The organism is Pseudomonas sp. AC211, assembly GCF_979258055.1.
Map to the genome: position 1 here is coordinate 4233405 of NZ_OZ409830.1, position 25044 is coordinate 4258448.

Annotated in this window: 16 protein-coding genes and 7 pseudogenes; 13 read left to right on the forward strand and 10 right to left on the reverse strand. The window is 62.1% G+C overall.

Annotation, left to right across the window (positions count from 1 at the left end):
* Positions 1 to 118 precede the first annotated feature (118 nt).
* From ACZZZP_RS20065 to cueR, 7 genes and pseudogenes are all read left to right on the forward strand, one after another.
* Positions 119 to 1006, forward strand: coding sequence for a transporter substrate-binding domain-containing protein (locus ACZZZP_RS20065; protein WP_463383879.1), 888 nt, complete (start codon positions 119 to 121; stop codon positions 1004 to 1006).
* Positions 1007 to 1664: 658 nt separating this feature from the next.
* Positions 1665 to 2306: an amino acid ABC transporter permease gene (locus ACZZZP_RS20070; protein WP_122493215.1), complete on the forward strand. Its 642-nt coding sequence runs from the start codon at positions 1665 to 1667 to the stop codon at positions 2304 to 2306.
* Positions 2307 to 2318: 12 nt separating this feature from the next.
* Positions 2319 to 2981, forward strand: a complete 663-nt coding sequence (locus ACZZZP_RS20075) for an amino acid ABC transporter permease (protein WP_463383880.1) — start codon at positions 2319 to 2321, stop codon at positions 2979 to 2981.
* A pseudogene (locus tag ACZZZP_RS20080) lies at positions 2974 to 3743 on the forward strand (amino acid ABC transporter ATP-binding protein). The gene ACZZZP_RS20075 and the pseudogene ACZZZP_RS20080 overlap by 8 nt, the downstream one beginning before the upstream one ends.
* 35 nt (positions 3744 to 3778) lie before the next feature.
* Complete coding sequence (locus ACZZZP_RS20085) at positions 3779 to 4540, forward strand: SDR family NAD(P)-dependent oxidoreductase (RefSeq protein ID WP_122493218.1); 762 nt, start codon at positions 3779 to 3781, stop codon at positions 4538 to 4540.
* Positions 4541 to 4824: 284 nt separating this feature from the next.
* Positions 4825 to 7225 (forward strand): annotated as a pseudogene (locus ACZZZP_RS20090) (heavy metal translocating P-type ATPase).
* On the forward strand, positions 7222 to 7620 hold the full coding sequence (gene cueR / locus ACZZZP_RS20095) for a Cu(I)-responsive transcriptional regulator (RefSeq protein WP_122450727.1): 399 nt from the start codon (positions 7222 to 7224) through the stop codon (positions 7618 to 7620). The pseudogene ACZZZP_RS20090 and the gene cueR overlap by 4 nt, the downstream one beginning before the upstream one ends.
* A gap of 72 nt (positions 7621 to 7692) precedes the next feature.
* On the opposite strand, the gene bfr is transcribed toward cueR, so the two are convergent.
* From bfr to ACZZZP_RS20115, 4 genes and pseudogenes are all read right to left on the reverse strand, one after another.
* Positions 7693 to 8157, reverse strand: a complete 465-nt coding sequence (bfr, locus tag ACZZZP_RS20100) for a bacterioferritin (RefSeq protein ID WP_122493220.1) — start codon at positions 8155 to 8157, stop codon at positions 7693 to 7695.
* A gap of 58 nt (positions 8158 to 8215) precedes the next feature.
* Positions 8216 to 9076 (reverse strand): EamA family transporter, encoded by an 861-nt coding sequence (locus ACZZZP_RS20105; RefSeq protein WP_463383883.1) that lies wholly within the window; start codon positions 9074 to 9076, stop codon positions 8216 to 8218.
* A 152-nt stretch (positions 9077 to 9228) separates the two neighbouring features.
* Complete coding sequence (locus tag ACZZZP_RS20110) at positions 9229 to 10122, reverse strand: PA4780 family RIO1-like protein kinase (protein WP_463536795.1); 894 nt, start codon at positions 10120 to 10122, stop codon at positions 9229 to 9231.
* Between the two features lie 112 nt (positions 10123 to 10234).
* Positions 10235 to 11127, reverse strand: a pseudogene (locus ACZZZP_RS20115) (LysR family transcriptional regulator).
* Between the two features lie 103 nt (positions 11128 to 11230).
* On the opposite strand from ACZZZP_RS20115, the pseudogene ACZZZP_RS20120 reads away from it, so the two are divergent.
* A pseudogene (locus ACZZZP_RS20120) lies at positions 11231 to 11873 on the forward strand (NAD(P)-dependent oxidoreductase).
* Between the two features lie 115 nt (positions 11874 to 11988).
* On the opposite strand, the gene ACZZZP_RS20125 reads toward ACZZZP_RS20120, so the two are convergent.
* The 5 genes and pseudogenes from ACZZZP_RS20125 to ACZZZP_RS20145 form a co-directional block, all read right to left on the reverse strand.
* The gene (locus tag ACZZZP_RS20125) at positions 11989 to 13179 is read right to left on the reverse strand and encodes a response regulator (RefSeq protein WP_463383886.1); all 1191 of its coding nucleotides are present in this window, start codon (positions 13177 to 13179) and stop codon (positions 11989 to 11991) included.
* A 28-nt stretch (positions 13180 to 13207) separates the two neighbouring features.
* Positions 13208 to 13753: an Hpt domain-containing protein gene (locus ACZZZP_RS20130; RefSeq protein WP_463536968.1), complete on the reverse strand. Its 546-nt coding sequence runs from the start codon at positions 13751 to 13753 to the stop codon at positions 13208 to 13210.
* On the reverse strand, positions 13714 to 16722 hold the full coding sequence (locus ACZZZP_RS20135; protein WP_463536796.1) for a response regulator: 3009 nt from the start codon (positions 16720 to 16722) through the stop codon (positions 13714 to 13716). The genes ACZZZP_RS20130 and ACZZZP_RS20135 overlap by 40 nt, the downstream gene beginning before the upstream one ends.
* A gap of 55 nt (positions 16723 to 16777) precedes the next feature.
* Positions 16778 to 17666, reverse strand: a pseudogene (yedA, locus tag ACZZZP_RS20140) (drug/metabolite exporter YedA).
* A gap of 539 nt (positions 17667 to 18205) precedes the next feature.
* Entirely contained in the window at positions 18206 to 18532 is a 327-nt protein-coding gene (locus ACZZZP_RS20145) for a DUF1820 family protein (protein ID WP_122450718.1), read from the reverse strand.
* 143 nt (positions 18533 to 18675) lie between these two features.
* Between ACZZZP_RS20145 and miaB the strand changes: the two genes are divergently transcribed.
* The 5 genes and pseudogenes from miaB (at position 18676) to lnt (ending at position 24095) form a co-directional block, all read left to right on the forward strand.
* Positions 18676 to 20043: a tRNA (N6-isopentenyl adenosine(37)-C2)-methylthiotransferase MiaB gene (gene miaB / locus ACZZZP_RS20150; protein ID WP_463383889.1), complete on the forward strand. Its 1368-nt coding sequence runs from the start codon at positions 18676 to 18678 to the stop codon at positions 20041 to 20043.
* An 87-nt stretch (positions 20044 to 20130) separates the two neighbouring features.
* On the forward strand, positions 20131 to 21156 hold the full coding sequence (locus ACZZZP_RS20155) for a PhoH family protein (RefSeq protein ID WP_122493229.1): 1026 nt from the start codon (positions 20131 to 20133) through the stop codon (positions 21154 to 21156).
* Entirely contained in the window at positions 21149 to 21604 is a 456-nt protein-coding gene (gene ybeY / locus ACZZZP_RS20160; protein WP_122493230.1) for an rRNA maturation RNase YbeY, read from the forward strand. The genes ACZZZP_RS20155 and ybeY overlap by 8 nt, the downstream gene beginning before the upstream one ends.
* A gap of 41 nt (positions 21605 to 21645) precedes the next feature.
* Positions 21646 to 22486: pseudogene (locus ACZZZP_RS20165) on the forward strand (HlyC/CorC family transporter).
* Positions 22487 to 22574: 88 nt separating this feature from the next.
* A pseudogene (gene lnt / locus ACZZZP_RS20170) lies at positions 22575 to 24095 on the forward strand (apolipoprotein N-acyltransferase).
* Positions 24096 to 24258: 163 nt separating this feature from the next.
* Here the strand turns inward: lnt and ACZZZP_RS20175 are convergent.
* Positions 24259 to 25020, reverse strand: a complete 762-nt coding sequence (locus ACZZZP_RS20175) for a YdcF family protein (protein WP_463383891.1) — start codon at positions 25018 to 25020, stop codon at positions 24259 to 24261.
* Positions 25021 to 25044: the final 24 nt, after the last annotated feature.

Consider the following 25044-nt stretch of genomic DNA (forward strand, 5'->3'; position numbering starts at 1 on the left):
TGGCCAAAACTGCCCCTATCCCCTCGCTTCCAGCGCTCTCTATGGTGAATACCAGCCAACCCGAAGGCCCGTTTAAAAGTGGCCAGGCTCACCCTTCAAGACAACTGGAGCAGCACTTATGAAGCACACGAACAACGGTTCGCTGGCCCTCAAATCGCTTGGCCTGTTGCGCAAGCTGACCCTCGCCACGCTCGTGCTGAGCGCCCCGTTTGCCCACGCCGATCTGGACGAGGTGAAAAGCAAAGGCGTGCTCACGGTTGCGACCGAGGATGACTACGCGCCCTTCAACTTTATCGTCGACGGCAAGCCCGACGGTTTCCACAAGGAACTGCTCGAAGACCTGGTGGCCTACGCCAAGGAACAGAAGATCGACGTGAAGCAGGACATCCTGCCGTGGACGGGTCTGCTCGCCTCGGTGTCGTCCGGCCAGTACGACGTGGCCTTCACTGGCGCCCTGGTCACCGACGAGCGCCTGCGCGTGTTCAACTTCACCCCGCCGTTCGCCAGCGCCCAGCACTATTACGTCAAGCGCGCCGACGACAAGAGCCTGAGCGACATCGCCAGCCTGTGCGGCAAAACCGTCGGCGTACAAGCCGGCAGCGCCCTGCTGGCGCGCTTGCCTGAGCTGAAGGCGATGATGAAAGAGAAAGGCTGCGAGATGGGCAAAGTGGTGGAGTACCAATCCTATCCAGAGGTGTACGCCGACCTCGCCAACGGCCGCCTGGACTACGCCGTCAACGCGCTGATTTCGGTGAACGATTTGATCAAGACCCGTGGCGACACCTTCGCCAAAGGCATCCCGGTTTCCGGCCCTGGTTTTGCGGCTTGGCCGATGCCGAAGAACAGCCCGGAGCTGCTGAAATTCCTCACTGGGTTTATGGACAAGGTGCGCGGCAATGGACGTTTGGCGGCGTTGCAGACCAAGTGGTTTGGCGAGGCGTTCCCGGATATGCCGAAAGAGCCGATTACCAATGTGGAGCAGTTTCATACGTTGGCGGGGATGTAACACCGTTGACCCTTCTAACACCGTCATTCCCGCGAAAGTGGCGGGGATAACGGCGGGTTGGTGGGGATCGGGGATGTATGAACGCAGGTATCAAACCCCGTACATCCGTCATCCTCGCGAACGCGGCGGTCCGACGATTCGGGATCCAAAGTGGAGCGTCGTGCACCGTTCTCCTGACAGATTCTGGATCCCCGCTTTCGCGAGGATGACGGTGGGTTGGTTGGAATCGGGATGTATGAACGCAGCTATCAAATCCCATACACCCGTCATCCTCGCGAACGCGGGGATCCAGAGTGGTCCGTCGTGCACCGTTCTGACAGATTCTGGATCCCGCTTTCGCGGGAATGACGGTGGGTTGGTTGGAATCGGGGATGTATAAACGCAGCTATCAAACCCCATACATCCGTCATTCCCGCGAACGCGGCGGTCCGACGATTCGGAATCCAGAATGGAGCGTCGTGCACCGTTCTCCTGACAGATACTGGATCCCCGCCTTCGCGGGGATGACGGTGGGTAGGGTCGCGATTTTTGTATGACTGGAGTGGCAATACCGCCACAAGCCCCACCTGGCCCCCGCTTTGCTTCTCTTTCCCCAAGCCTTAAAAACCACCCCCGGTCTGGCTCGCATTAACCCTCGTTGTAAATAAGGAGCCGAGGCATGAACGCTCAAGCCTGGTTGTTGCTGTTGGAAGGCGCCTGGACCACGTTGTGGCTCTGCGGTATCGCCATTTCCATTGGCGTTGTGTTGGGCCTTGGCGTGGCGCTGTTGCGCATGGCCAAAATTCCGTTTGTGGAGCAATTGCTGGTGCTTTACATCAGCCTGGCCCGCGCCACGCCGCTGGTGACCTTTGTGTTGTTCCTGTTTCTGTCGGCGCCGATGTTTGGCATCAACATGAACCGCAACACCGCAGCCATCGTCGCCATGACGCTGAACACCGCCGCCTTCAATGCGGAAATATGGCGCGCGGCGTTTATGAGCTTTTCTCGCGACCAACGCGAAGCCGCACTGGCCTGCGGCATGACCGGCGGGGTGTTTTTCCGTCGCATCATGCTGCCGCAGATGATTACCAGCAGCTTGCCCGGGCTGGTCAATGAGATGTCCTTTCTGATCAAGGGCAGCCCGGCGATTGCGGTGATCGGCATTGTCGATCTCACCCGCGTGACCAACCGTATTTCGGCCGTCACCTACGAACCGCTGCCGCCCATTCTGTGCGCCGCTTTGCTGTACATGCTGATCATCAGCGTGCTGCTCAAGCTGCAAGCGATGGCGGAAAAGAAAGCCAACCGACTGGCTATGTAAGGGAGGCTCGCTATGACCGAATGGACGATTTTGTGGGAAGCGCGCGAGACCTTCGTCAACGGCCTGATCGGCACGCTGGTGCTGTTCGTGTTGGCGACGCTGTGCGCATTTGTGCTGGGCTGCCTGGCGGTGTATCGCCTGGAGGAAGGCGACCGTATCTCCTGGGTGATTCGCGCGCTGATGAACCTGATGCGCACCCTGCCGTTTCTGATTCTGGCCTATTTGCTCTACTACGGTTTGCCGCAATTGGGCGTGCGCCTGGACGCCTGGACCGCCGGGTTTATCGCGCTGGTGATTTACCACGCGGCCTACTTTGGCGAAATTCTGCGTGGCAGCCGGTTGGTGATGCCAGCCGGTTACGTGGAGGCGGCCAAGGCCCATGGTTTTACGCCGGGGCGACTGTTCTGGCGCATCATCCTGCCGCAGCTGGTGATCAAGACCCGGCCGTTGCTGGGCAACCAACTGATCATCGCGCTGAAAGACACCGCGTTCCTGACCATCATCACCGTGCAGGAATTGACGGCCGCCGCCAACTCGGCGCAGTCCACCTACTTCATTCCAACCCAGGCGTTTGTGCTGGTGATCATCCTGTATTGGTTGATCAGCATCGGCCTGGAATTGGCACTCAAATGGGCTGGCCGCTTCGGCGCCAAACGAGGTTTTGATTATGTCTAACGCCCCGGCGGCACCTGCCGTCAGCATCAAGCGCATGTCCAAGAGCTTTGGCGATATCGAGGTGTTGCGCGATATCGATCTGGAAGTGAACAAGGGTGAAGTGGTGAGCGTGCTGGGCTCCAGCGGCTCGGGTAAATCCACCATGCTGCGCTGCATCAACTGGCTGGAAGTACCTGATCGCGGCAGCATTCATATCGCTGGGCAACGCATCGGGGTGAATGAAGAAGCCGGCCGCAAAATGACCAGCAAAGAGCTGGCCACGCTGCGCGCCAAGACCGGCATGGTGTTCCAGGGCTTCAATTTATGGCCGCACCTGAGCGTGATCCAGAACGTGATGGAAGCGCCCATTTATGTGAAGGGCATGCCCAAGGACCAAGCCCACGCCATTGCCGAACAGTTGCTGGAAAAGGTCGGCATGAGCGAGCGCAAAGACGCCTACCCGTTTACCCTGTCCGGCGGTCAGAAGCAGCGCGTGGCCATTGCTCGCGCGCTGGCGATGAGCCCGGAGGTAATATTGTTCGACGAGCCCACCTCCGCCCTGACCCCGAGCGGGTCGGCGAGGTGTTGCAGGTGATGAAAAACCTGTCGAGTGAGGGTTACACCATGATCGTGGTCACCCACGAAATGGAATTCGCCCGCGCTGTGTCGGACCAAGTGGTGTTTCTGGAAAAAGGCCTGATCATCGAAAAATCGGCCCCGGCAAAATTCTTCAGCAACCCCGAGACCGAGCGGGTGCGCAAATTTCTCGAGCTGTCGCACTGACCGCTCCATCAAGTCTCCGTGAAGGCGAGGTAAACATGAGCAAGGTGGTATTTATCACAGGCGCAACATCGGGTTTTGGTCGGGCCACCGCACGGCGTTTCGCCGAAGCGGGCTGGTCGCTGGTACTGAGCGGTCGCCGCGAAGAACGCCTGATCGAGTTGCAAAAAGAACTGGCCGCCAAGGTGCCGGTGCATATCGCGGTACTCGACGTACGTGACGCCGCCGCCGTGCAGAAAATGGTCGACGACCTGCCCGAAGGTTTCCGCACCATCCGCAGCTTGATCAACAACGCCGGCCTGGCACTGGCGCCGGAGCCGGCGCAAAAGGTGGCCCTGGAAGACTGGCACACCATGATCGACACCAACATCACCGGCCTGGTCAACGTCACCCACGCGGTGCTGCCAAAGCTGCTGGAAACCGGCAAAGGCGCGAGCATCGTCAACATCGGTTCGGTGGCCGGCGAGTGGCCGTATCCGGGCGGCCATGTGTATGGCGCGAGCAAGGCGTTCGTTAAACAGTTCAGCTACAACCTGCGCTGCGACCTGATCGCCACCGGCGTACGCGTCACCGACATCGCCCCCGGCATGGCCGAAACCGAATTCACCCTGGTGCGCACCAAAGGCAACCAGGCGGCGTCAGATGCCATGTACGGCACCACTACGCCGCTGAGCGCTGAAGATATCGCCGAGCAGATTTATTACGTGGCGAGTTTGCCGGATCACATCAACATCAACCGGCTGGAAATTATGCCGAGCCGGCAGGCGTGGTCGGCGTTTGCGGTGGATCGGGATAAGTAACGGGCGCGGTTGTAGGCGTTGCGACGGGTACCGATTCATCCGGAAGCCTGATCCCCGCGTGCGCGAGGATGACGGTGGGGGGGTTAGAGATGCAGGCCATCCTGACATAGCGCGTCACCAAAACCTCCGTCATCCTCGCGCACGCGGGGATCCAGAGTTTTGGATCAGCGTGCGATCCCGAACCCCACTTCATAGCCCCCTCGCTCCGCCAGACCGACCTTTCCCCTTGACCTTCCCCTCCGGTCAAGGTTGATTCTATGGGCGAACTCACTGGAGACCGCCCGATGTCCAGCCCCCAAGCGTTCGACCTTCCCATCCAAGGCATGACCTGCGCCGGTTGCGCCGGCCGTGTTGAGCGCGCGTTGCAAGCCGTGCCCGGCGTCGCCCAGGCCAGCGTCAACCTGGCCACCGAACACGCGCGCATCACCGCCAGCCCCGACGCCCTGCCGCGTTTGCTTGAGGCGGTAAAAGCCGCCGGCTACCACGTGGCCAGCCAACGTATCGACCTCACACTCACTGGCATGACCTGCGCCGGTTGTGCCGGGCGCATCGAACGCGCTTTGGCGCAGGTACCAGGCGTAAGCGCCGCTAGCGTCAACCTCGCCACCGAGCACGCGAGCGTTGAGGTGATCGGCACCGTTGAACCGTCGACGCTTATTGCCGCCGTCGCCCACGCCGGCTATGGCGCCAGCCTGATCGGCGACATCGTCCCGCCCTCCGACCCGCGCCCCGCCCTGCAACGCGAGCGCTGGACCGTGATCATTGCCCTGGCGCTGTGCGTGCTGCTGCTGGCGCCAATGCTGCTGGAATGGTTCGGCCTGCATTGGATGCTGCCGGCCTGGGCGCAGTTCGCCTTGGCCGCGCCGGTGCAATTTATCTTCGGTGCGCGCTTCTATGTGGCGGCATTCAAGGCCGTGCGCGCTGGCGCCGGCAATATGGATTTGCTCGTGGCCCTTGGCACCAGCGCCGGCCTTCGGCCTAAGCGTTTATCAATGGTGGGCCGCGCCTGCGGGCACCCAGCCGCATCTGTATTTCGAAGCGGCGGCGGTGGTCATCAGCCTGGTGTTGCTGGGCAAATACCTGGAAAGCCGCGCCAAGCGCCAGACCGCCAGCGCCATCCGCGCCTTGGAAGCGCTGCGCCCGGACAGCGCTGTGCGAGTGCGTGATGGCGTCGAAGAAACTGTCTCCATCACCGCGCTAAAGGTGGGCGATCTGATTGTGGTGAAACCCGGCGAGCGCTTCGCCGTGGATGGCGAGGTGGTAGACGGCCAAAGCCATGCCGACGAAGCGCTAATCACTGGCGAAAGCCTGCCGCAAGCCAAGCAGCCTGGCGATCGTGTGACCAGCGGCGCCATTAACGGCGAAGGCCGCTTGCTGGTACGCACGCAAGCGCTGGGCGGCGAAACGGTGCTGGCCCGCATCATTCGGCTGGTGGAAGACGCTCAGGCCGAAAAAGCGCCGATTCAGCATCTGGTTGATCGCGTCAGCCAGGTGTTTGTGCCGGTGGTGCTGGTCGCTGCCCTGCTCACTCTGGCCGCCTGGCTGTTGGCGGGCAGCGGTGTGGAAACCGCGCTGCTTAACGCCGTGGCAGTTTTGGTCATCGCCTGCCCATGCGCCCTGGGTCTGGCCACGCCGACGGCAATCATGGCCGGCACCGGCGTGGCGGCCAAACACGGCATTTTGATTAAGGATGCCCACGCCTTAGAAATCGCCCACCAGGTCAGCGTGGTCGCTTTCGACAAAACCGGCACGCTCACGTCGGGCTCCCCGCGCGTGGTGCATATGCAGGCCAGCGCTGCTGAAACCGAGTTGCTCAGCTTGGCCGGCGCGCTGCAACGCGGCAGCGAACATCCTTTGGCCAAAGCGGTATTGGCAATGTGCAAAGAGCGCGACGTGCAAATACTCCCAGCCAACGCCAGCCGAGCCTTGGCCGGGCGCGGCATCGCCGGCACAGTTGAAGGTCGCCAACTGGCGCTCGGTAATCGCCGCTTGCTGGAAGAAAGCCAAATGCCCGGCGAGCAGTTCGACGCCCAGGCCCGCGCCTGGGAAGCCGAAGGCCGCACCGTGTCGTGGCTACTGGAACTGCAACCGAACCCGCAGGTGCTCGGCGTGCTGGCGTTTGGCGACAGCCTGAAGCCCGGCGCCGCGGCGGCCATCGCCGCCCTGCAGGAACGGCAAATCGCCTGCCACCTCATCAGCGGCGACAACGCGGGCAGCGCCCAGGCGGTGGCATCGGCGCTGGGCATCGACTCGGTACACGCGCAGGTATTGCCCGGAGAAAAATCGGCGCTGATCAATGGCCTTAAACAGCAGGCCACGGTGGCGATGGTCGGCGACGGCATCAACGACGCACCGGCACTGGCGGCGGCGGACGTAGGCATCGCCATGGGCGGCGGCACCGATGTGGCCATGCATGCGGCCGGCATTACGCTGATGCGCGGGGATCCACGTCTGGTGGCCGCCGCGTTGGATATCAGCCGGCGCACCTATGCCAAGATTCGGCAGAATTTGTTCTGGGCGTTTATCTATAACGTGGTCGGCATTGCGCTGGCCGCCTTCGGCCTGCTCAACCCGATGCTGGCCGGCGCCGCCATGGCGCTGTCGAGCGTCAGCGTGGTGAGCAACGCGTTGCTGCTCAAACGTTGGAAACCCGATTTCACTGCCTTACAGGAGACCGCGCCATGAACATTGGCCAAGCGGCAAAACGCTCAGGCCTGAGCGCCAAGATGATTCGCTACTACGAAGCCATCGGTCTGCTGCAACCGGCGCACCGCAGCGAAGCCGGTTATCGCCATTACCAACCGCAAGACCTGCACACACTGGCGTTTATCAAACGCTCGCGCGACCTGGGGTTTTCGCTGGAAGAAGTCGGCAAGCTGCTGACCTTGTGGCAAGACCGGCAACGCGCCAGCGCTGATGTGAAAGCCCTGGCACGGGATCATATCGACGAGTTGAACCGCAAAATCGAAGAACTCACCAGCCTGCGCGACACCCTGCAGGAGCTGGCGCAAAGCTGCCACGGCGACGACCGCCCGGATTGTCCGATATTGAAAGACTTGGAGCGGGGGTGTTGTGCTTGAAAAGCATCGCGGCTAAAGCCGCTCCCACAGGTTTTGCGCTATCTGTGGGAGCGGCTTTAGCCGCGATGGGTTTTACGCCTGCGATTGCAGGTAGTTTTCCAGACCAATGCGGTCGATCAGGCCGAGTTGCTGTTCCAGCCAGTAGGCGTGGTCTTCCTCGGTGTCTTGCAGTTGCAGAATCAGAATGTCGCGGCTGATGTAGTCCTTATGGCTTTCGCACAAGGCCACGCCTTTGCTCAGGGCGGCGCGCACTTCGTATTCCAGCTTGAGGTCGGCGCGCAGCATGTCGGGCACGGTGCGGCCGGGGAACATGGGCTTGGGCGTCATGTCCGGGGTGCTTTCCAGGAACAGAATGCGTTGCAGCAGGGCATCGGCGTGCTGGGTTTCTTCTTCCATTTCGTGGTTGATGCGATCAAAGAGCTTGTTGAAGCCCCAGTCCTGGTACATGCGCGAATGCAGGAAATACTGATCGCGGGCGGACAACTCGCCGCGCAGCAGATCCTTGAGGTATTCGACGACTTCGCTATTGCCCTGCATTGCTGTTTCCCCGCACTAAAAACCAGAACCGAAAGCTTCGGCCGACAACACCGAGCGGTCAAGCCCGGCGTTTGGGCAATACCGTCACGGCCAGGCCGACAAACACCAGCGCGCACGCCAGCCAGCTCAGCGTACTGAGCTGTTCATTCAGCAGCAGCCAACCGGCCAACAGCCCGGAAACCGGCACCGCCAGGGCAAACGGCGTGACCACGCTGGCCGGGTAACGGCGCAGCAAAAAGCTCCAGATGGCAAAGCCGACAGTGGTGGCGAGAAAGGCGATAAACAGCAGCGCGCCGATGCCACGCCATGTCAGGTGGGTTAGCGCATGGCTGATGGCGTCCGGCCCTTCGAATATGTAGGAAAGCGCCAGCAGCGGCAGCGGAGGAATAAGGCTGATCCAGCAGATCAGGCGCAGCATGTCGGTGGCACCCGAGCGCTTGGTGGCGATGTTGGCGCAGGCCCACATCAGCGCCGCGAACACCACAAGGGCGAAGGCCAGCAAGCTGTCGCCCATCGGCCGCTGCCAGCCGATCAACACCAGCCCGCTGGCGGCCAACGCCAGGCCCGCCAAGGCACGGTGGCTGGGGCGTTCGCCGAGCATCACGGCGGCAATCAGAATGGTGAAAAACACCTGGCTTTGCAGCACCAGCGACGACAGCCCGGCCGGCATGCCCAGGTGCATGCCGACAAACAACACACCGAACTTGAACACGCCGAGCAGCAAGCCAATCTGCACGATTCGCCACAGCGGCGCCGGCATCGGCCCACGCAAAAACAGCAACGGCAAGGCGGCCAGGGCGAAGCGCAGCGCGCAGAACAACAGCGGCGGGAAGTCTTCCAGGCCGACCTTGATCACCACAAAATTCACACCCCAAATCAGGGTGACCAACAGGGCAAGCAAGGCGTGGCGTAGCGGCATGGCGAGGCTCCAGAAAAACTGGGGCGTACGCTAGCAGGTGAGCGGGGAAATGTATGGATACAGCTGGAGGCGAACAGTTGTGGCCTGGCCTGTGGAAGCGGCTGGGCGGAATGCCGATCAGCCGCTCCTACGGGTATTTCATCGTCTGACGATCATTGCAACCAAGGCGGCGGTGGCGGCTCGTCGCTTTTGGCTGGCCCTTCGGCATCGGCCCGCGCCGCTTGCTTGCGTTGCTCGTCGATGCGCGCGGCCTCGATTTCACGCATCACGGCGCCCACGTCAGCGCTCTCCTCTTCTTCGGCAAACTCACCAGTCAGCACGCTGCCGGGGTGCAACGTGCCGGCCTCGTACAGCGCCCACATTTCCTTGGCGTAACGGGTTTCTTTGAGCTCCGGTGCGTAACGACCGAAGTAGGCAGCCATGTTGCCGACGTCCCGTTCCAACATGCTGAAGGCGTGGTTGCTGCCAGCGGCGTCGACGGCTTGCGGCAAGTCGATGATGACCGGGCCGTTGGCGTCGAGCAGTACGTTGAATTCCGAGAGGTCGCCATGCACCAGACCGGCACACAGCATCAGCACGATCTGGCGAATCAGAAAGGCGTGATATTCGCGCGCTTCGTCGGGCTCCATCACCACGTCGTTCAAACGCGGCGCGGCATCGCCGTCGGCGCCGGCAATCATTTCCATCAGCAGCACGCCGTCGAGGAAGTCGAACGGTTTAGGAACCCGCACGCCGGCGCTGGCCAGACGGAACAGCGCAGCCACCTCGGCGTTCTGCCAGTTTTCTTCCTGTTCCTTGCGCCCGTGCTTGGAGCCCTTGGCCATGGCGCGAGCGTCACGGCTGTTGCGCACCTTGCGGCCTTCCTGATACTCGGCTGCCTGGCGGAAGCTGCGTTTGTTGGCTTCCTTGTAGACCTTGGCACAACGTAACTCTTTACCGCAGCGCACCACATACACCGCTGCTTCCTTACCGCTCATAAGCGGGCGCAGCACCTCATCGACCAAGCCATCTTCAATCAGGGGTTCAATGCGTTTAGGAGTCTTCATCAGCTTTTTATCAAGGGTCCTTATGTGCCAGAAGTCGAAGGGCATGCCTGGGCGCGAGCGCCGGCTGGGGTCCATCCTCTCACAGCCGCTGGAAGATGCCGACCCCGCACACCTATCCCTTCTGCAAATTCTGTCTCAACGCTTCCAAGGCATAGCGCACCTTGGCCGGTTGCGCATCGCGCCGGGGCGTAACCAGGTAAATCGGCATGGGCGCCGGCTGCCAGGCGGGCAACACCCGCTGCAAGCGGCCGCTGGCCAGTTCGCCGCGCACTTCCGGTTCCGGCTGCACCGACAAGCCCATGCCCGCCAAGGTGAATTCCCGTGCCGCAATCAGGTTGTTGCAGCTCACCCGGCTGAGCAGCTTGAGCCGCCGTTCCTCACCGTCTGCACTCACCAGCACAAGCTGCTGCGGGAGGTGCTGAGTGCTCAGGCTCAGCCAGTCGTGGTCGGCCAATTGCTCTGGCGTTTCGATGGCCGCGTGCTGCGCCAACTAAGCCGGCGAAGCGCAGAGCACCGCGTTCCAGTCGGCCACATGGCGAGCGACCAGACTGGAGTTTTCGAGCCGACCCACGCGCACGGCAATGTCGATGCGCTGCTCGATTAAGTCGACCTGCTCGTCATCGAAAAACACGTTCAGCCGCAGTTGCCGATGGGCCGCCAACAACGGCGCCAGCGCGCGGCTCAAGTGTCCGCCGGCAAAGCCTACCGGCGCGGTAATGCGTAACTCACCCACCGGCGCATCGCGCAGTTCGAGCAAACGTTGCTCGGCTTCCTGGGCCAGCGCCAGCACTTGGCGCGCAGCTGCGGTAAAACGCGGCGCCGGCCTTCGGTGAGTGTGAGCTTGCGGGTGGTGCGGTGCAGCAGGCTGACCTGGGTGCTGGCTTCGAGCTTGCTGATTTGCTGGCTGACGGCGGATGAGGTCATGCCCAACTCCGCCGCCGCAGCGACCATCGAGCCTTTGTCGACCACCGTGGCAAACACGGCCATGCGTTTTAGCTGTTCCATTGTTAAGCCGCTGCTTAATTGTTCAAGCCGTTTTAGCCTATTTCTCACGCGTTTATCCATCGCTGATGATGGCCGCCAGTTCATCACTCACTTGGAGACACCCATGAAAATCGCCTTGATCGGTGCCAGCGGCTTTGTTGGCGCAGCCGTTTTGCAAGAAGCCCTGAACCGTGGCCACGACGTTAGCGGCATCGTTCAGCACCCGGAAAAACTGCCTGCGCACGCGAAGCTCAAGGCCGTGAAGGCCGACGCCTACGACGCCGAAGCCCTGGCCGCCGCCCTTAAAGGCCACGACGCGGTGGTGAGCGCCTTCAATCCGGGTTGGGACAAAGCCGACATCCTGCCGCTGTTCCTTAAAGGCAGCGCGGCCATCGTGGCCGCGACCAAACAGGCCGGCGTAGATCGTCTGCTGGTGGTGGGCGGTGCGGGCAGTTTGTATGTGGCGCCGGGGCTGCAACTGATCGACACGCCGGACTTCCCAGCGGCCTACAAAAATGGCGCCGAGGGCGCACGCCAGCATCTGAATCAGTTGCGCGAAGAACAGCAATTGGCTTGGACCTTCCTGTCGCCGCCCGCGCTGCTGAAGCCGGGCATCCGTACCGATAAATACCGAGTGGGCGGTGAACAGCTACTAATGGACGGCGAACGGCCGGCCAGCATCAGCGTGGAAGATTTGGCGGTGGCGATTATCGATGAGCTGGAAAACGCCAAGCACGTGCAGAGCGCGGTTTACCGTAGCGAATTGATCGATAACTGCTCTGTCCGTAGGAGCCAGCTTGCTGGCGAACCCTGCAACCTTCGATTGCCGAGGTTTGCAGGGTTCGCCAGCGAGCTGCCTCCTACAAAAGCATTAAGGCGTTGTTAGGCAGGCTCTTGCGGCAGCGTTAGCTCAATCGTCTCGCCGAACGATTCATCCAACCGCTGCAAATCGGTGTTGATCGCTTCGGTGTCGTCGGCCAGCCCCAGCGCCAGGCTGCAAAACTCATCCGCGGCGCCGAGGAAGGCCAGCACGATCATGGGGTCGAACTCGGTGCCGCTGGCGGCGCTGATGTGTTCCACCGCTTCGGCATGGCTGCTGGTTTGCCGGTACGGGTGGTGGGCGGTGAGTTCTTCGTAGCGGCCGACCACGGCCATCAACCGCGCTGGCAGTGGGATCTGTTCGCCGCGCAGGCCTTGCGGGTAACCGCTGCCATCCCAGCGCTCGTACTGGCTGTGCACGATGTGCTTGGCGTCGCTGAGAAAGGTTTCGGTGGTGCCGAGTTTGTCTTCCGCCGCTTGCAGGGCGTGATAACCCGCCACCGCGTGACGGTGCAGCACTTCGATGTCGGCCGGCGTCAGCGGCACCAGGCTGTGCAGGATGCGGTCGGGCAAGGTCAGCCGGCCAATGCCGTGCAGCAGGGCCGATTTGCCCAGGCGAGCAATGCGCGCCGGGCTCAACTCATCCGCAAGCGCCGGTTGTTGGCGGGCCAAGGCGCTGGCCAGCTCCACCATGTACGGTTCAATGCGGGCGAAGTGCCCGCCGCCCGGGTTCTCGCGCATCCGCGCCAGGCCGGCCATGGCTTCGATGGTGACGTCTTGCAGCTTCTCGATATCGCGCGTGCGACGGCGCACTTCCAGTTCGAGGTATTCGCTTTTGTCGCGCAGAAAGTCGGCGCTGGCTTTGAGCTGTAGCTGCGCTTTAACGCGCGCAAGCACCAGCGGCGGGCTGATGGGTTTGGTGATGTAGTCCACGGCGCCCAGGTTGAAGCCGTGCTGCTCATCGGCCAACTCGGTTTTGGCGGTGAGAAAAATGACCGGAATATCCCGTGTTTGCGGATCGGCCTTCAGGCGTCTGCACACTTCGTAGCCGTCCATCAGCGGCATCATGATGTCGAGCAGAATCAGGTCTGGCGGCGGGCTGCTGATGGCAATGCGCAGCGCTTTGAGCCCGGAACTGGCGACTTTGACGCGATAGGTGGGCAACAGCAGCTCACTCATCAACTCCAGATTTTCCGGGGTGTCGTCCACCAGCAGCACCAGCGGCTGCTCCGGTCGGTCGAGTATTCCGTCCATGCCATCTCCTGTCGTTCTAGGCTGAGCGTCAGAGGCTCAGACCACGCTGTTCACCGGTTTGCCGCAATAACGTCAGGGCCTGTTCAAAATCGTAGCAGCGAACCGCCTCGGCGAGCGGCGGATAGTCGCCATCGAACGCGCTGCGTAACAGGCCCGCCTGGGCCTCGAACACCTTGCCGGCACGCGGGTCGTCGTGAGCGAACAAGCCCGCGAGTTCCTGACACACCGCACTCAGCACGTCGGGATCCACCGCGACCGGGCCCCCGTCCATCGCCGTCGGCCATTGCGCGGCGATGGCCTGGAGCAAGGCGCTGAGGCTGTCGCTGACGTCGTTGATCAACGGCTCCAGCTCGTCGCTGGCGTAGGCGTCTTTCAACGCGTTTTCCAGCAAGGCGGCCTGGGTGTGCAAATCGACGGCGCCGAGGTTGCCGGCCAGGCCCTTGAGGCTATGGGCCAGGCGTTCGGCAGCTTCCTCGCCTTGGTTCAACGCCAACTCGCAGCCGCGCGGTGAAATCTTTTGGCTGCTGGCAAACTTCAGCAGCAGGCGCTGATACAGCTCCGGTTTGCCGAGCACCCGGCGCAAGCCGCTGGCCAGATCGACCCCCTCGGCAACTGCCAGGTTGGCGGCGCGGCTGAGCGCGCGCTGCCAGCCGCCGGCGCTGCGATGCGCAGCCAGTGCGCGAGGGTGCGCCAGAGCTGCTCGGGGTCCAACGGTTTACCGAGGTGATCGTCCATGCCCGCTTCCAAACAGCGCTCACGGTCGGCGGGCATGGCGTTGGCCGTCATGGCAATGATCGGCAGCTGGGCGAATTGCGCTTCAGCGCGCACGCGGCGCGTGGCGGCGAGGCCGTCGAGCACGGGCATTTGCATGTCCATCAGCACGGCATCGAAATAGCCTTCGCCTTTGCTCAGTAGAATTTCCACCGCGCGCGCACCGTTCTCGGCCTGTTCAATGTGCAAACCGCTTTCCTCCAGCAGCCCGCAGGCCACTTCGCGGTTCAGCTCGTTGTCTTCCACCAGCAGCACCCGCTTGCCGGCCAGGTTGGGCAAAGCGCCGTTGGCGGACAGCGCCACGCCGGCCGGGCCGGGCGCTTGATGACTGGCTAAGGTGCTGACCACGGCGTCGAGCAGCACGGAGGGGTTGAGCGGTTTAAGCAGCACGTCATCGACACCCACGGACCGCGCCTCTTGCAGCACCTCTTCGCGGCCGTGGGCAGTCACCATTAATAGACGCGGTTGGGCCTGCAAGCCGATTTGCTGCAATTGGCGGGCGGTTTCGATGCCGTCCATGTCGGGCATCTGCCAGTCGAGCAGCACCAGGTCGAAGGGGCGGCGCTGGTCGGCCAACTGCACCTGGCGCAGGGCGGCGCTGCCCGACACGGCGGTTTCCACCCGAAAGCGCATGCCCACCAACATGTCGTGCAGCACGCGGCGGGCGCTGTCGTTGTCGTCCACCACCAACACGCGGCGCCCGCGCAAGCTGGGCTGCGCCTGCAACACTTGCTGCTTCTGCGCAGAAATGCCCAACGGCAGCCGGCACCAGAACAGGCTGCCGCGCCCGGCCTGGCTTTGCACGCCCACGCGCCCGCCCATGGCCTCGGCCAGCCGTTTGCAAATCGCCAGGCCCAACCCGGTGCCGCCGTATTTGCGCGTGGTGGAGCTGTCGGCCTGCTGGAACGATTCGAACAATCGCTCGAGCTGTTCGTGGGTGATGCCAATGCCGGTATCGCGCACCGCGAAATACACCTGCACCTGATCGGCATCCTGCTGCTCGGCGCGAATGAGCAATTCAATTTCGCCGCGCTCGGTGAATTTCACCGCGTTATTGGCGTAGTTGATCAATATCTGACCAATGCGCAGCGGATCGCCCACCAGTTGCAGCGGCAATTTCGGGTCGAGGTTGAACACCAGCTCCAGGTGCTTGCCCGCGACTTTCTCGCCAATCAGGTTGGCGACGTTTTCCAGCACCTGCTGCAGGTTGAAGTCGATGTGCTCGATGCCCAGCTTGCCGGCTTCGATTTTCGAGAAGTCGAGAATGTCGTTGATCACCCCGAGCAGGTGCCCGCTGGCTTGCTGAATCTTGTCAATGTAACTGCGTTGGCGTGGCGCCAGTTCGGTTTTCTGCACCAGGTGCGCCATGCCAATAATGGCGTTCATGGGCGTGCGAATTTCGTGGCTCATGTTGGCGAGAAAGTCCGACTTCAAGCGCGCCGCTTCTTCGGCCAACTCCTTGGCATCGGCCATGGCCGCTTCGGCTTGTTTGCGTGCGGTGATGTCGCGGCTTACACCAACCAGGCCCAGGGGCACGCCCCGGTCGTCGCGAAAAATGGTGCGCAAGGTATCGAACACCACCCAGTGGCCATCGGGGTAACGCACCCGCCCTTCGCTTTCATAGGTGCCGTCGCGGGTCAGCGCCGTGTAGTCGTGCTCCTCGCGTTTGGACGCCCATTCGACGTTGAGCAATTCATGGTCGCGCTTGCCCAGCACTTGCTCGCTGCTTTGCCCGAACAGATCGGCGCAGGCCTGGTTGATGCCCAGATAGCGGCCCTGAATGTCTTTGAACCAGATCGGATCGGGAATGGCATTGATGATCGCCAGCAAGGTACTGCGCTGGCGCACCACCTCCGCCTCGGCCAGTTGGCGCTGGCGAATCTGCGTGCGCAGGTGGCGGTTCCACAGCACCACAACCACGAGCGCCACCAATACGCCGAGCAGGTAAGGCCAACCCACCGCAAACAGCCCCTGCCAGCTGAAGGCAGTCAGAGGCGGCAGCCAGCGATCGAGAATCTGGTCGTGCTCCTCGCGCTCGAGGCTGTCGAGGGCTTTGTCCAGCACACCGACCAGCTGCGGCCAGTCCCGGCGCACGGCAAAGTGCAACTCGCTGCGCAGCAGGCCCGACTCACCGCGCAGCTCAAGGTTGGCCAGGCTGAGTTTGCGGATCAGGTAACTGGCCACAATCATGTTGCCGACATAGGCATCGGCGCCGCCGGACGACACGGTTCGCAGCGCCTCCTCAGCGCTGCCCACTTCAACAACCTGCGCCAGCGGCACGGCCGCGCGCAGCAGGCTTTCGGTGACGTAGCCCCGTTCTATGGCGACGCGCTTGCCGGCGAGGTCTTGTGTATTACGAATGGGGGATTCGTGACGGGTGAATATCAGGCTGTTGCTGGTCAGGTAGGAGTCGGTGAAGGCCATGCGGCCCTCACGCTCAGGCGTCTGCGCCACCGAGGGCAGCATGTCGACCTGGCCAGAACCCAGCGCCGCGAGGGTGGCGTTCCAATCGTCGAACTGCACCGTTTCGAAACGAATGCCCAGACGCTGGCCGAGCAAGGCCAGGTAATCGCCGGAAATGCCCGTGTGCTGGCCTTGTGCGCCCATGACATCGAACGGCTCCCAGCCACCGCGCTGCAAGCCAACGCGTACCACCGGATGCGCCTGCACCCACGCGCGCTCCTCGCTGTTGAGCTGCAACGGCGCGGCCCACGCCTGAACACCGCACAGCGCGACCAGCAGGCCGACCAGCCATGCCTTGCAACCACCCATACTGCCTCCATTGCGTGATCTTGCTCAGCTAGCTTAGTCAGCCACGGCGGGGGCGCTACTGCTTGGCGGACCCGCGCCGCCACTGCGGCAGACCGATCAACACCACCGCGCTGATGATCACCAGCATGGCCAGCCATTCCTCGATGCCGATCTGCTCATTGGCAAACCAGATACCCAACAACACCGCGACCACCGGGTTGACGTAGGCATAACTGGTGGCGGCGGCCGGGCGCACGTGTTTAAGCAGGTACACGTACGAGCTGAACGCGATAATCGAGCCGAAGAAAATCAGATACAGCAGCGCGCCCCAGCCAGCGGCGCTGGGCAGTTGCGTCATGCGCTCACCGCTGAGCGCGCTGCCCACCAACATCACCGCGCCGCCGCCAAGCATCTCCGTCGCGCTGGCCATGGGACCGTTCGGCAGCGGTAAGGTTTTGCCCCACACCGACCCGAACGCCCAACTGGCGGCGGCAAACAGAATCAAGGCCGCACCGGCCGGGCTGGCCTGCAAGTTGGAACCGAGATTGAGCAGCGCGATGCCGGTCATACCGAGCGCGATGCCGGCCCACTCAAGCTTCGAATTGCAGGTGCCCGAACCAGCGATTGAACACCAGCGTGAACAACGGCACGGTCGCCACCGCCAACGCCGCCACACCGGACGCCACGCCCGCATGTTCCGCCAACGTGACTCCGCCGTTGCCCAACGCCAACAACAACGTGCCCACCAACGCCGCCGCCCGCCACTCCCGCCACGTCGGCGCCGGCGTACCACGCCAGCGCAGCCAGGCATACATCAACCCGCCGGCAATCAGAAAACGCACCGCCGCCATTAACAGAGGCGGCCAGGTTTCTACGCCGATGCGGATGACCAAGTACGTGGAACCCCAAATGACATAGAGCGCAGCGAAGGCGGCGATGAGTAACAGCGGGAAACGCGAGTGCATGAGAAGGCTCGGCGGGCGGCAGGCAAGAGAGGGAGTGTAGAAGCGCGGGCGGTGGGGCGAACAGAGACAGTGGGGGGTGGGATTGGGGATACAGCGGTGGATTGTGGCCGAACGGAGACCGCGTTGGGGCTTGCCCTCACCCCCTAGCCCCTCTCCCGCAGGCGGAGAGGGGAATTTAATCGCGGTCTGGCTTGTGATTTTGATCTGGCTTGTGATCGCGGTCTGGCTTGTGATCGTGATCTGGCTTGTGATCTACCCGCCCCGTTTATCGCAGGCCGAGTGGAGTCGACGTGGAGGGGGTTGAGCGGCCGGGAGCCGCGAGAGGAACATCGGGCCATGGATGGCCCGTTGTGACGTGCCCCCGGAGCGGCGGCGGAACGAGGGGAGTCGCAGCGCAGCGCAGACCCAAGGTAGGGGCAAGCCGTTTTTGCTTACTTTTTAGGGCGACTGCTGAAAGTGAGTCGCGCGTAAGGCGCGAAAGCAAACGTTCAGCACACGCGGTAATGAATACCAGCGCAAAAACCGCAAAAACGAAACACTTACTTATCCGGCATAGGCATCGGAAACGGCATCACATTCCCCGCCCCCGGCCGTGCCTCGCTGATCTTCGGCGTGCCCAACCGCTCCACCTCATCAATCCGCACAATCGCATGCATCGGCACAAAACTGCGCACAACCCCCTCAAACTGCGCCTTCAGCTTTTCTTCGCTGGGATCAACCACCACCTGCGTGCGCTCACCAAAAACGAATTCCTCCACTTCCAGAAAGCCCCACAGATCGCTTTGGTAGATCTGCTTGGCGTACATCTCGAACACCTGGCCTTGGTTGAGGAAGATCACCTTATAGATAGGTTCACGCTTGCTCATGGGAGGGAGAAAAACCGGGGGAAATTTTGGGGGGGCGCGATCATAGCATAGGCTCCCGTCAGGCAATGCTAGGCCGCAGCCATCGGCGTCCCTATAATACGCGGTTCGTTTTACACCCCATCTCGTTGAGATCCGGAACGCGCATGAGCAAGAAGCTGTATATCGAAACCCACGGTTGCCAAATGAACGAGTACGACAGCTCGCGCATGATCGACCTGCTGGGCGAACATCAGGCCCTGGAAGTGACCGCCCGCGCTGAAGACGCCGATGTCATCCTGCTCAATACCTGCTCCATCCGCGAGCGCGCTCAAGACCGGGTGTATTCGCAACTGGGCCGCTGGCGCGAGCTGAAGCTGGCCAAACCCGACATGGTGATCGCCGTTGGCGGTTGCGTGGCCAGTCAGGAAGGCGCCGCCATTCGCGACCGCGCGCCCTATGTGGATGTGGTGTTCGGCCCGCAGACGCTGCACCGCTTGCCGGAAATGATCGACGCCGCGCGCGTCACCCGCCTGCCGCAGGTGGATGTCAGCTTTCCCGAAATCGAAAAATTCGACCGCCTGCCCGAGCCGCGCATCGACGGGCCCAGCGCCTTCGTGTCGATCATGGAAGGCTGCAGCAAGTACTGCACGTTCTGTGTGGTGCCTTACACCCGTGGCGAAGAGGTCAGCCGGCCATTCGATGACGTGCTGGCCGAGGTGATTCACCTGGCCGAGCACGGCGTGCGCGAAGTGACGCTGCTGGGGCAGAACGTCAACGGCTTCCGTGGCGTGACCCATGACGGCCGCACGGCCGATTTGGCCGAGCTGATCCGCGTGGTCGCCGCCATCGATGGCATCGACCGCATTCGCTACACCACCTCGCACCCGCTGGAGTTTTCCGACAGCCTGATCCGCGCCCACGCCGAAGTGCCGGAATTGGTGAAGCACCTGCACCTGCCCGTGCAGGCCGGCTCCGACCGCATTCTGGCGGCCATGAAGCGCAACCACACGGTGCTGGAGTACAAGTCGAAAATCCGCAAGCTGAAGGCGGCGGTGCCGGATATCAGCATCACCTCGGACTTTATCGTCGGCTTCCCCGGCGAAACCGAAAAAGACTTCGAGAACACCATGCAACTGGTGGCCGACGTTGGTTTCGACTTCTCCTATTCCTTCGTTTATAGCGCTCGCCCCGGCACGCCAGCGGCGGATTTGCCCGACGATATTCCGGCCGAAACCAACCGCGAACGCCTGGCCCGCTTGCAGCATCGGCTTGATCAGCAAGGCTTTGAAATCAGCCGCAAGATGGTCGGCAGCATTCAGCGCGTGCTGGTCAATGACTTCTCCAAGCGCGACCCGGGGCAGCTCACCGGCCGCACCGAGAACAACCGTATCGTTAACTTCCGCTGCGATAATCCGCGCTTGATCGGGCAATTCGCCGACGTACGGATCGACGAGGCCAGACCTCACTCCTTGCGCGGCAGCCTGGTCGTGGAAAACGACGCGCAAGCGGCAGCTGTGGCCGAGTGCCACTAACGGCGCAGATGCCCGAGCTTTCCCACTCGGGCATCCGGAGTTATCCTGCGGTTCTTCCTACTTGCCGAGTGGCGGCTACACACGACCTTGAACGCACCCATAGAACCGCATCGTTTTATCCTCGAACCCTTTGAAGCGCGCCGCTTCGCTAATCTGTGCGGGCAATTCGACGAGCACTTACGCTTGATCGAACAGCGCCTCGCTATCGAAATCCGCAACCGCGGAAATCAATTCGAATTGGTGGGTCCACCCGAAACCACCCAGGCCGCCGAGCAACTGCTGCGCCGCCTGTACCGCGAAACCAACGCCACCCAACTGTCGCCGGACATCGTCCATCTGTTCCTGCAGGAATCTGCGGTTGAGCAATTGGCTGCCAGCAGCACAGTAGAAGCGAACGTGGCGCTGCGCACCCGCAAGGGCATGATTCGCCCGCGCGGTTTGAATCAGCAGCGCTACGTTAAATCGATCCTCGATCACGACATCAACTTCGGCATCGGCCCAGCCGGTACGGGTAAAACCTACCTGGCCGTGGCCTGCGCCGTGGATGCGCTGGAGCGCGAACAAATCCGCCGGATTCTGCTGGTGCGTCCAGCGGTCGAAGCTGGCGAGAAATTGGGCTTTTTGCCAGGCGACCTGTCGCAGAAAATCGACCCGTATCTGCGCCCGTTGTACGACGCGCTGTACGAAATGCTCGGCTTTGAACAAGTGGCCAAGCTCATCGAGAAACAGGTGATCGAAGTTGCGCCGCTGGCTTATATGCGCGGCCGCACGCTGAATAACAGCTTCATCATTCTCGACGAAAGCCAGAACACCACGCTGGAACAGATGAAAATGTTCCTCACGCGGATTGGCTTTGGTTCTACGGCGGTGATCACCGGCGACATCACCCAGGTCGACCTGCCGCGCGGCACCAAGTCGGGCCTGACCCACGTGATCGACGTGTTGAAGGATGTGCCTGGTATTTCCTTTACGCACTTCCTGTCCAAAGACGTGGTTCGCCACCCGCTGGTGCAGCGCATCGTCGAGGCGTATGAAGCCTTCGAAACCGCAGCCGAACGCAAAAGCGCCGACAGCAAAAAAGCAGCCTCCGAGGCAGACCGCGGCGATGCTTGAGCTTGATCTGCAGAACGCCAGCAGTGCCGCCAGCCCCACCGAAGCCCAGTTCCGCCAATGGTGTGAACTGGCGCTGCGCCAACGCACGGCAGATTCGGAGCTGACCATTCGCCTGGTCGACGAAGCCGAAGCGCGCGAACTCAACCACACCTACCGGCAGAAAGACTACGCCACCAACGTGCTGTCTTTCCCCGCCGACGTGCCCGATGAACTGCTCGACATTCCCCTGCTCGGCGATCTGGTGATCTGTGTGCAGGTGGTCGACCGTGAGGCCGCCGAACAGGGCAAAAGCCTGGAAGCGCACTGGGCGCACCTGGTGATTCACGGCTGCTTGCATTTATTAGGCTACGACCATATCGACGAGGAAGAAGCCGTCGAGATGGAAACCTTGGAACAACAATTGCTCGCTGAACTGGGTCACCCCGACCCATACGCCAGCGACGAATAGCCTGATTCACAGGCACCAGAACGGAACACTGAGTACACAGCATGAGCGAAGACCGATCGAGCAACCGGGCAAAAATCCTGGTTAGGCAAACTCACCCAGGCTTTTGCCCATGAGCCGAAAAACCGCCAGGAGCTGCTGGAGCTGCTGCGCGACGCCCATCAGAACAAACTCCTCGACAGCGAAGCGCTGGCCATTGTCGAAGGCGCCATTCAGGTAGCCGACCTGCAAGTGCGCGACATCATGGTGCCGCGCTCGCAGATGGTCAGCATCAAAGCGGGCCTGACGCCCAAAGAGCTGATTCCGGCCATTATCGAATCGGCCCACTCGCGCTACCCCGTCGTCGGCGAAAGCCTGGACGACGTGATCGGCGTGCTGCTGGCCAAAGACTTGCTGCCCCTGGTGCTGCAAGACGAAAGCCAGCCGTTCAACATCAAAGACATGCTGGCGACCGGCCACTTTGTGCCCGAGTCCAAGCGCCTCAACGTGCTGCTGCGCGAATTCCGCGCCAACCATAACCACATGGCCATCGTCATCGACGAGTACGGCGGCGTGGCGGGGTTGGTGACGATTGAAGACGTGCTGGAGCAGATCGTCGGCGACATCGAAGACGAGCACGACGTCGAAGAAGACAGCTACATCAAACCGCTGCCCAGCGGCGATTTCCTGATCAAAGCGCTGACGCCCATCGACGCCTTCAACGAGTCGTTCGACAGCGAATTCACCGACGACGAGTTCCACACTGTCGGCGGCCTGGTCATGAGCGCCTTCGGTCATCTGCCCAAACGCAACGAAATTGCCGAAATCGGCGACTTCCGTTTCCGCGTACTGAGCGCAGACAGCCGCCGCATCCACCTGCTGCGACTGACCCGAATCGACCGTTAAAAAACATTGCTCACGTAGGTTGGGTTGAGCCAAAGGCGAAGCCCAACGCCGTGCGCACACTCGATACCGAGCTACGAACAGGAAAACAATGAACTGGATTTCCAGGAGCGGCTGGGTTGGCAACCTGATCGCGCTCGCCGCCGGCGCTTCCACCACCCTCGCACTCGCCCCCTTCGACATCTGGCCCTTGGCCCTGCTCGCCATTGCCGTGTTCTACCTCGGCCTGCGCGACCTCACGCCACGTCAGGCGTTGGGCCGTGGTTGGTGCTATGGCTTCGGCGTGTTCGTGGCCGGCACCAGCTGGATTTACGTCAGCATTCACGACTACGGCGGCGCCTCCGCGCCGTTGGCGTTGTTCCTCACCGTAGGTTTCTGCGCCTGTATCGCCTGGTTCTTCGCCCTGCCCGCCTTTGTCTGGGCGCGTTGGTTGCGCCGGGTTGAAGCGCCATTGGCCGACGCCCTGGCCTTCGCCGCGTTGTGGCTGGCACAGGAAGCGTTTCGCGGTTGGTTCCTGACCGGCTTCCCCTGGCTGTACGCCGGCTACAGCCAGCTCGACGGCCCGCTCAGTGGCTTGGCGCCCGTTGGCGGCATGTGGCTGATTTCCTTTGTGCTGGCATTAACCGCCGCGCTGCTGATCAACCTGCCGCGCCTCGGTCAGCGCAAGGCCTTTTGGCAGTTGGCGTGGTGATGCTGATCGCACCCTGGCTGGTGGCGTTCGGCCTGAAGAATCACGCCTGGACCGAGCCGGCTGGCGCGCCGCTTAAAGTCGCCGCCATCCAGGGCAACGTTGCCCAGGAAATGAAGTGGAATCCCGAGCACCTAAACGCACAGCTGGCGCTGTACCGCGACATGACCTTCAGCGCCAAACCGGTGGACCTGATCGTCTGGCCAGAAACAGCGGTGCCGATTCTGAAAGAGTTCGCCGAAGGTTACTTAAGCGTGATGGCGCGTTTCGCCAACGACCGTAAGGCCACGCTGATCACCGGCGTGCCCGTTCGCGAAACCAACGAGCGTGGCGACAAGCGCTACTACAACGGCATTACCGTAGTGGGCGATGGCAGCGGCACTTACCTGAAGCAGAAGTTGGTGCCATTTGGCGAGTACGTGCCGCTGCAAGACCTCGCTGCGCGGCTTGATCGCCTTCTTTGATTTACCGATGTCCGACTTCGCGCGCGGCCCGGCAAATCAGGCGTTGCTGGAGGCCAAGGGCTACAAGATCGCGCCGTTCATTTGCTACGAAGTGGTGTACCCGGAATTCGCCGCGTCCTTGTCGGCACAGAGCCAGGTGCTGCTCACGGTGAGCAACGACACCTGGTTCGGCACCTCCATCGGCCCTCTGCAACACCTGCAAATGGCGCAGATGCGCGCGCTGGAAGCGGGCCGCTGGATGATTCGCGCCACCAACAATGGCGTGACCGGGTTGATCGACCCGTTTGGCCATATCACCACGCAGATTCCGCAGTTCCAGCAAGGCGTGCTTTACGGCGAAGTGGTGCCGATGCAGAAGCTCACGCCCTACCTGCAATGGCGCTCGTGGCCGCTGGTGATTGTGTGTCTGCTGATCTTTGGCTGGGCGCTGCTGGCGAGTCGGATAGCGAAAACGGTTTAACCGGGGAATGGCTGAACGGCATTCCCATTAGCCGGCGTTCAAAATCAAGAGCATCGCGACTGAAGTCGCTCCTACGGGACGGTGTCGTTGCGTGGGACGCTGATGCGCTTTGGGTGGGAGCGGCTTTAGCCGCGATGCCCTTGATCTTTCCCCGCCTCGCGACTCACCGGTAAAACAACGGATAGGCAATCTGCCCCGCCACTTCGTTTAACAGCTGCCCGGTCTGCCACATGGCTTTGCTCTCGGGCAACCAGCCGCCTAAGGGCCGCTGGTTAGGCACGCTGATAAATCCGACTGGCGCGGCCACCACTTCGAATCCGGCGCGTTCGAAACACCAGCGCGCGCGGGGCATGTGCGCAGCGTGAGTGACCAACACCACGCGCCGAATGCCCTCGTCGCGCAGCATCTGCGCGCTGTAGTCAGCGTTTTCCAAGGTCGTGCGGCTGCGGCCTTCTTGCCAGCGCACGGGCACTCGCAAGTCACGCACCATCACCTCCGTCATCAGCTCGGCCTCGCTCACGCGTTCGCCATACGGCGCGCCGCCGCTGATCAGCACCGGCAGGCCGGACGCGCGCGCCAGCCGCGAGGCATAGCGCACGCGCTCCACGGCCAGGTGGCTGGCTTGGTCGCCGGCCCAGGCCGGATCGTCGCGTTCGCGGCCAACGCCGAGCACCACAATGGCGTCTGCTTGCTTGGCCAGCTCGCCCCATTGCGCGACTGCGATGGCGGGCTCGCGCTCGACGATTTTCGCCAGGTTTTCGACGGCTATCGGCAGGCTGCTCAACCACAAGCCGCCAAAGCCCAGCACGAAACAGCCCAGGGCAAAACGCGGCATGCGTCGACGCAACCACCAGGCCAGTAGCAGCAGCAGAAACAGGCAGCCCGGCGGCAGCAGCAGTTGTTTGAAAAAGTAGCGCAGGATCATCGAGCACCTCCCAGGGTGCGCGAA

Coding starts and splice junctions, on each gene's coding strand:
- ACZZZP_RS20065 (WP_463383879.1), top strand. CDS start 119: ATGAAGCACACGAACAACGGTTCGCTGGCCCTCAAATCGCTTGGCCTG.
- ACZZZP_RS20070 (WP_122493215.1), top strand. CDS start 1,665: ATGAACGCTCAAGCCTGGTTGTTGCTGTTGGAAGGCGCCTGGACCACG.
- ACZZZP_RS20075 (WP_463383880.1), top strand. CDS start 2,319: ATGACCGAATGGACGATTTTGTGGGAAGCGCGCGAGACCTTCGTCAAC.
- ACZZZP_RS20085 (WP_122493218.1), top strand. CDS start 3,779: ATGAGCAAGGTGGTATTTATCACAGGCGCAACATCGGGTTTTGGTCGG.
- cueR (WP_122450727.1), top strand. CDS start 7,222: ATGAACATTGGCCAAGCGGCAAAACGCTCAGGCCTGAGCGCCAAGATG.
- bfr (WP_122493220.1), bottom strand. CDS start 8,157: ATGCAGGGCAATAGCGAAGTCGTCGAATACCTCAAGGATCTGCTGCGC.
- ACZZZP_RS20105 (WP_463383883.1), bottom strand. CDS start 9,076: ATGCCGCTACGCCACGCCTTGCTTGCCCTGTTGGTCACCCTGATTTGG.
- ACZZZP_RS20110 (WP_463536795.1), bottom strand. CDS start 10,122: ATGAAGACTCCTAAACGCATTGAACCCCTGATTGAAGATGGCTTGGTC.
- ACZZZP_RS20125 (WP_463383886.1), bottom strand. CDS start 13,179: ATGGACGGAATACTCGACCGACCGGAGCAGCCGCTGGTGCTGCTGGTG.
- ACZZZP_RS20135 (WP_463536796.1), bottom strand. CDS start 16,722: ATGGGTGGTTGCAAGGCATGGCTGGTCGGCCTGCTGGTCGCGCTGTGC.
- ACZZZP_RS20145 (WP_122450718.1), bottom strand. CDS start 18,532: ATGAGCAAGCGTGAACCTATCTATAAGGTGATCTTCCTCAACCAAGGC.
- miaB (WP_463383889.1), top strand. CDS start 18,676: ATGAGCAAGAAGCTGTATATCGAAACCCACGGTTGCCAAATGAACGAG.
- ybeY (WP_122493230.1), top strand. CDS start 21,149: ATGCTTGAGCTTGATCTGCAGAACGCCAGCAGTGCCGCCAGCCCCACC.
- ACZZZP_RS20175 (WP_463383891.1), bottom strand. CDS start 25,020: ATGATCCTGCGCTACTTTTTCAAACAACTGCTGCTGCCGCCGGGCTGC.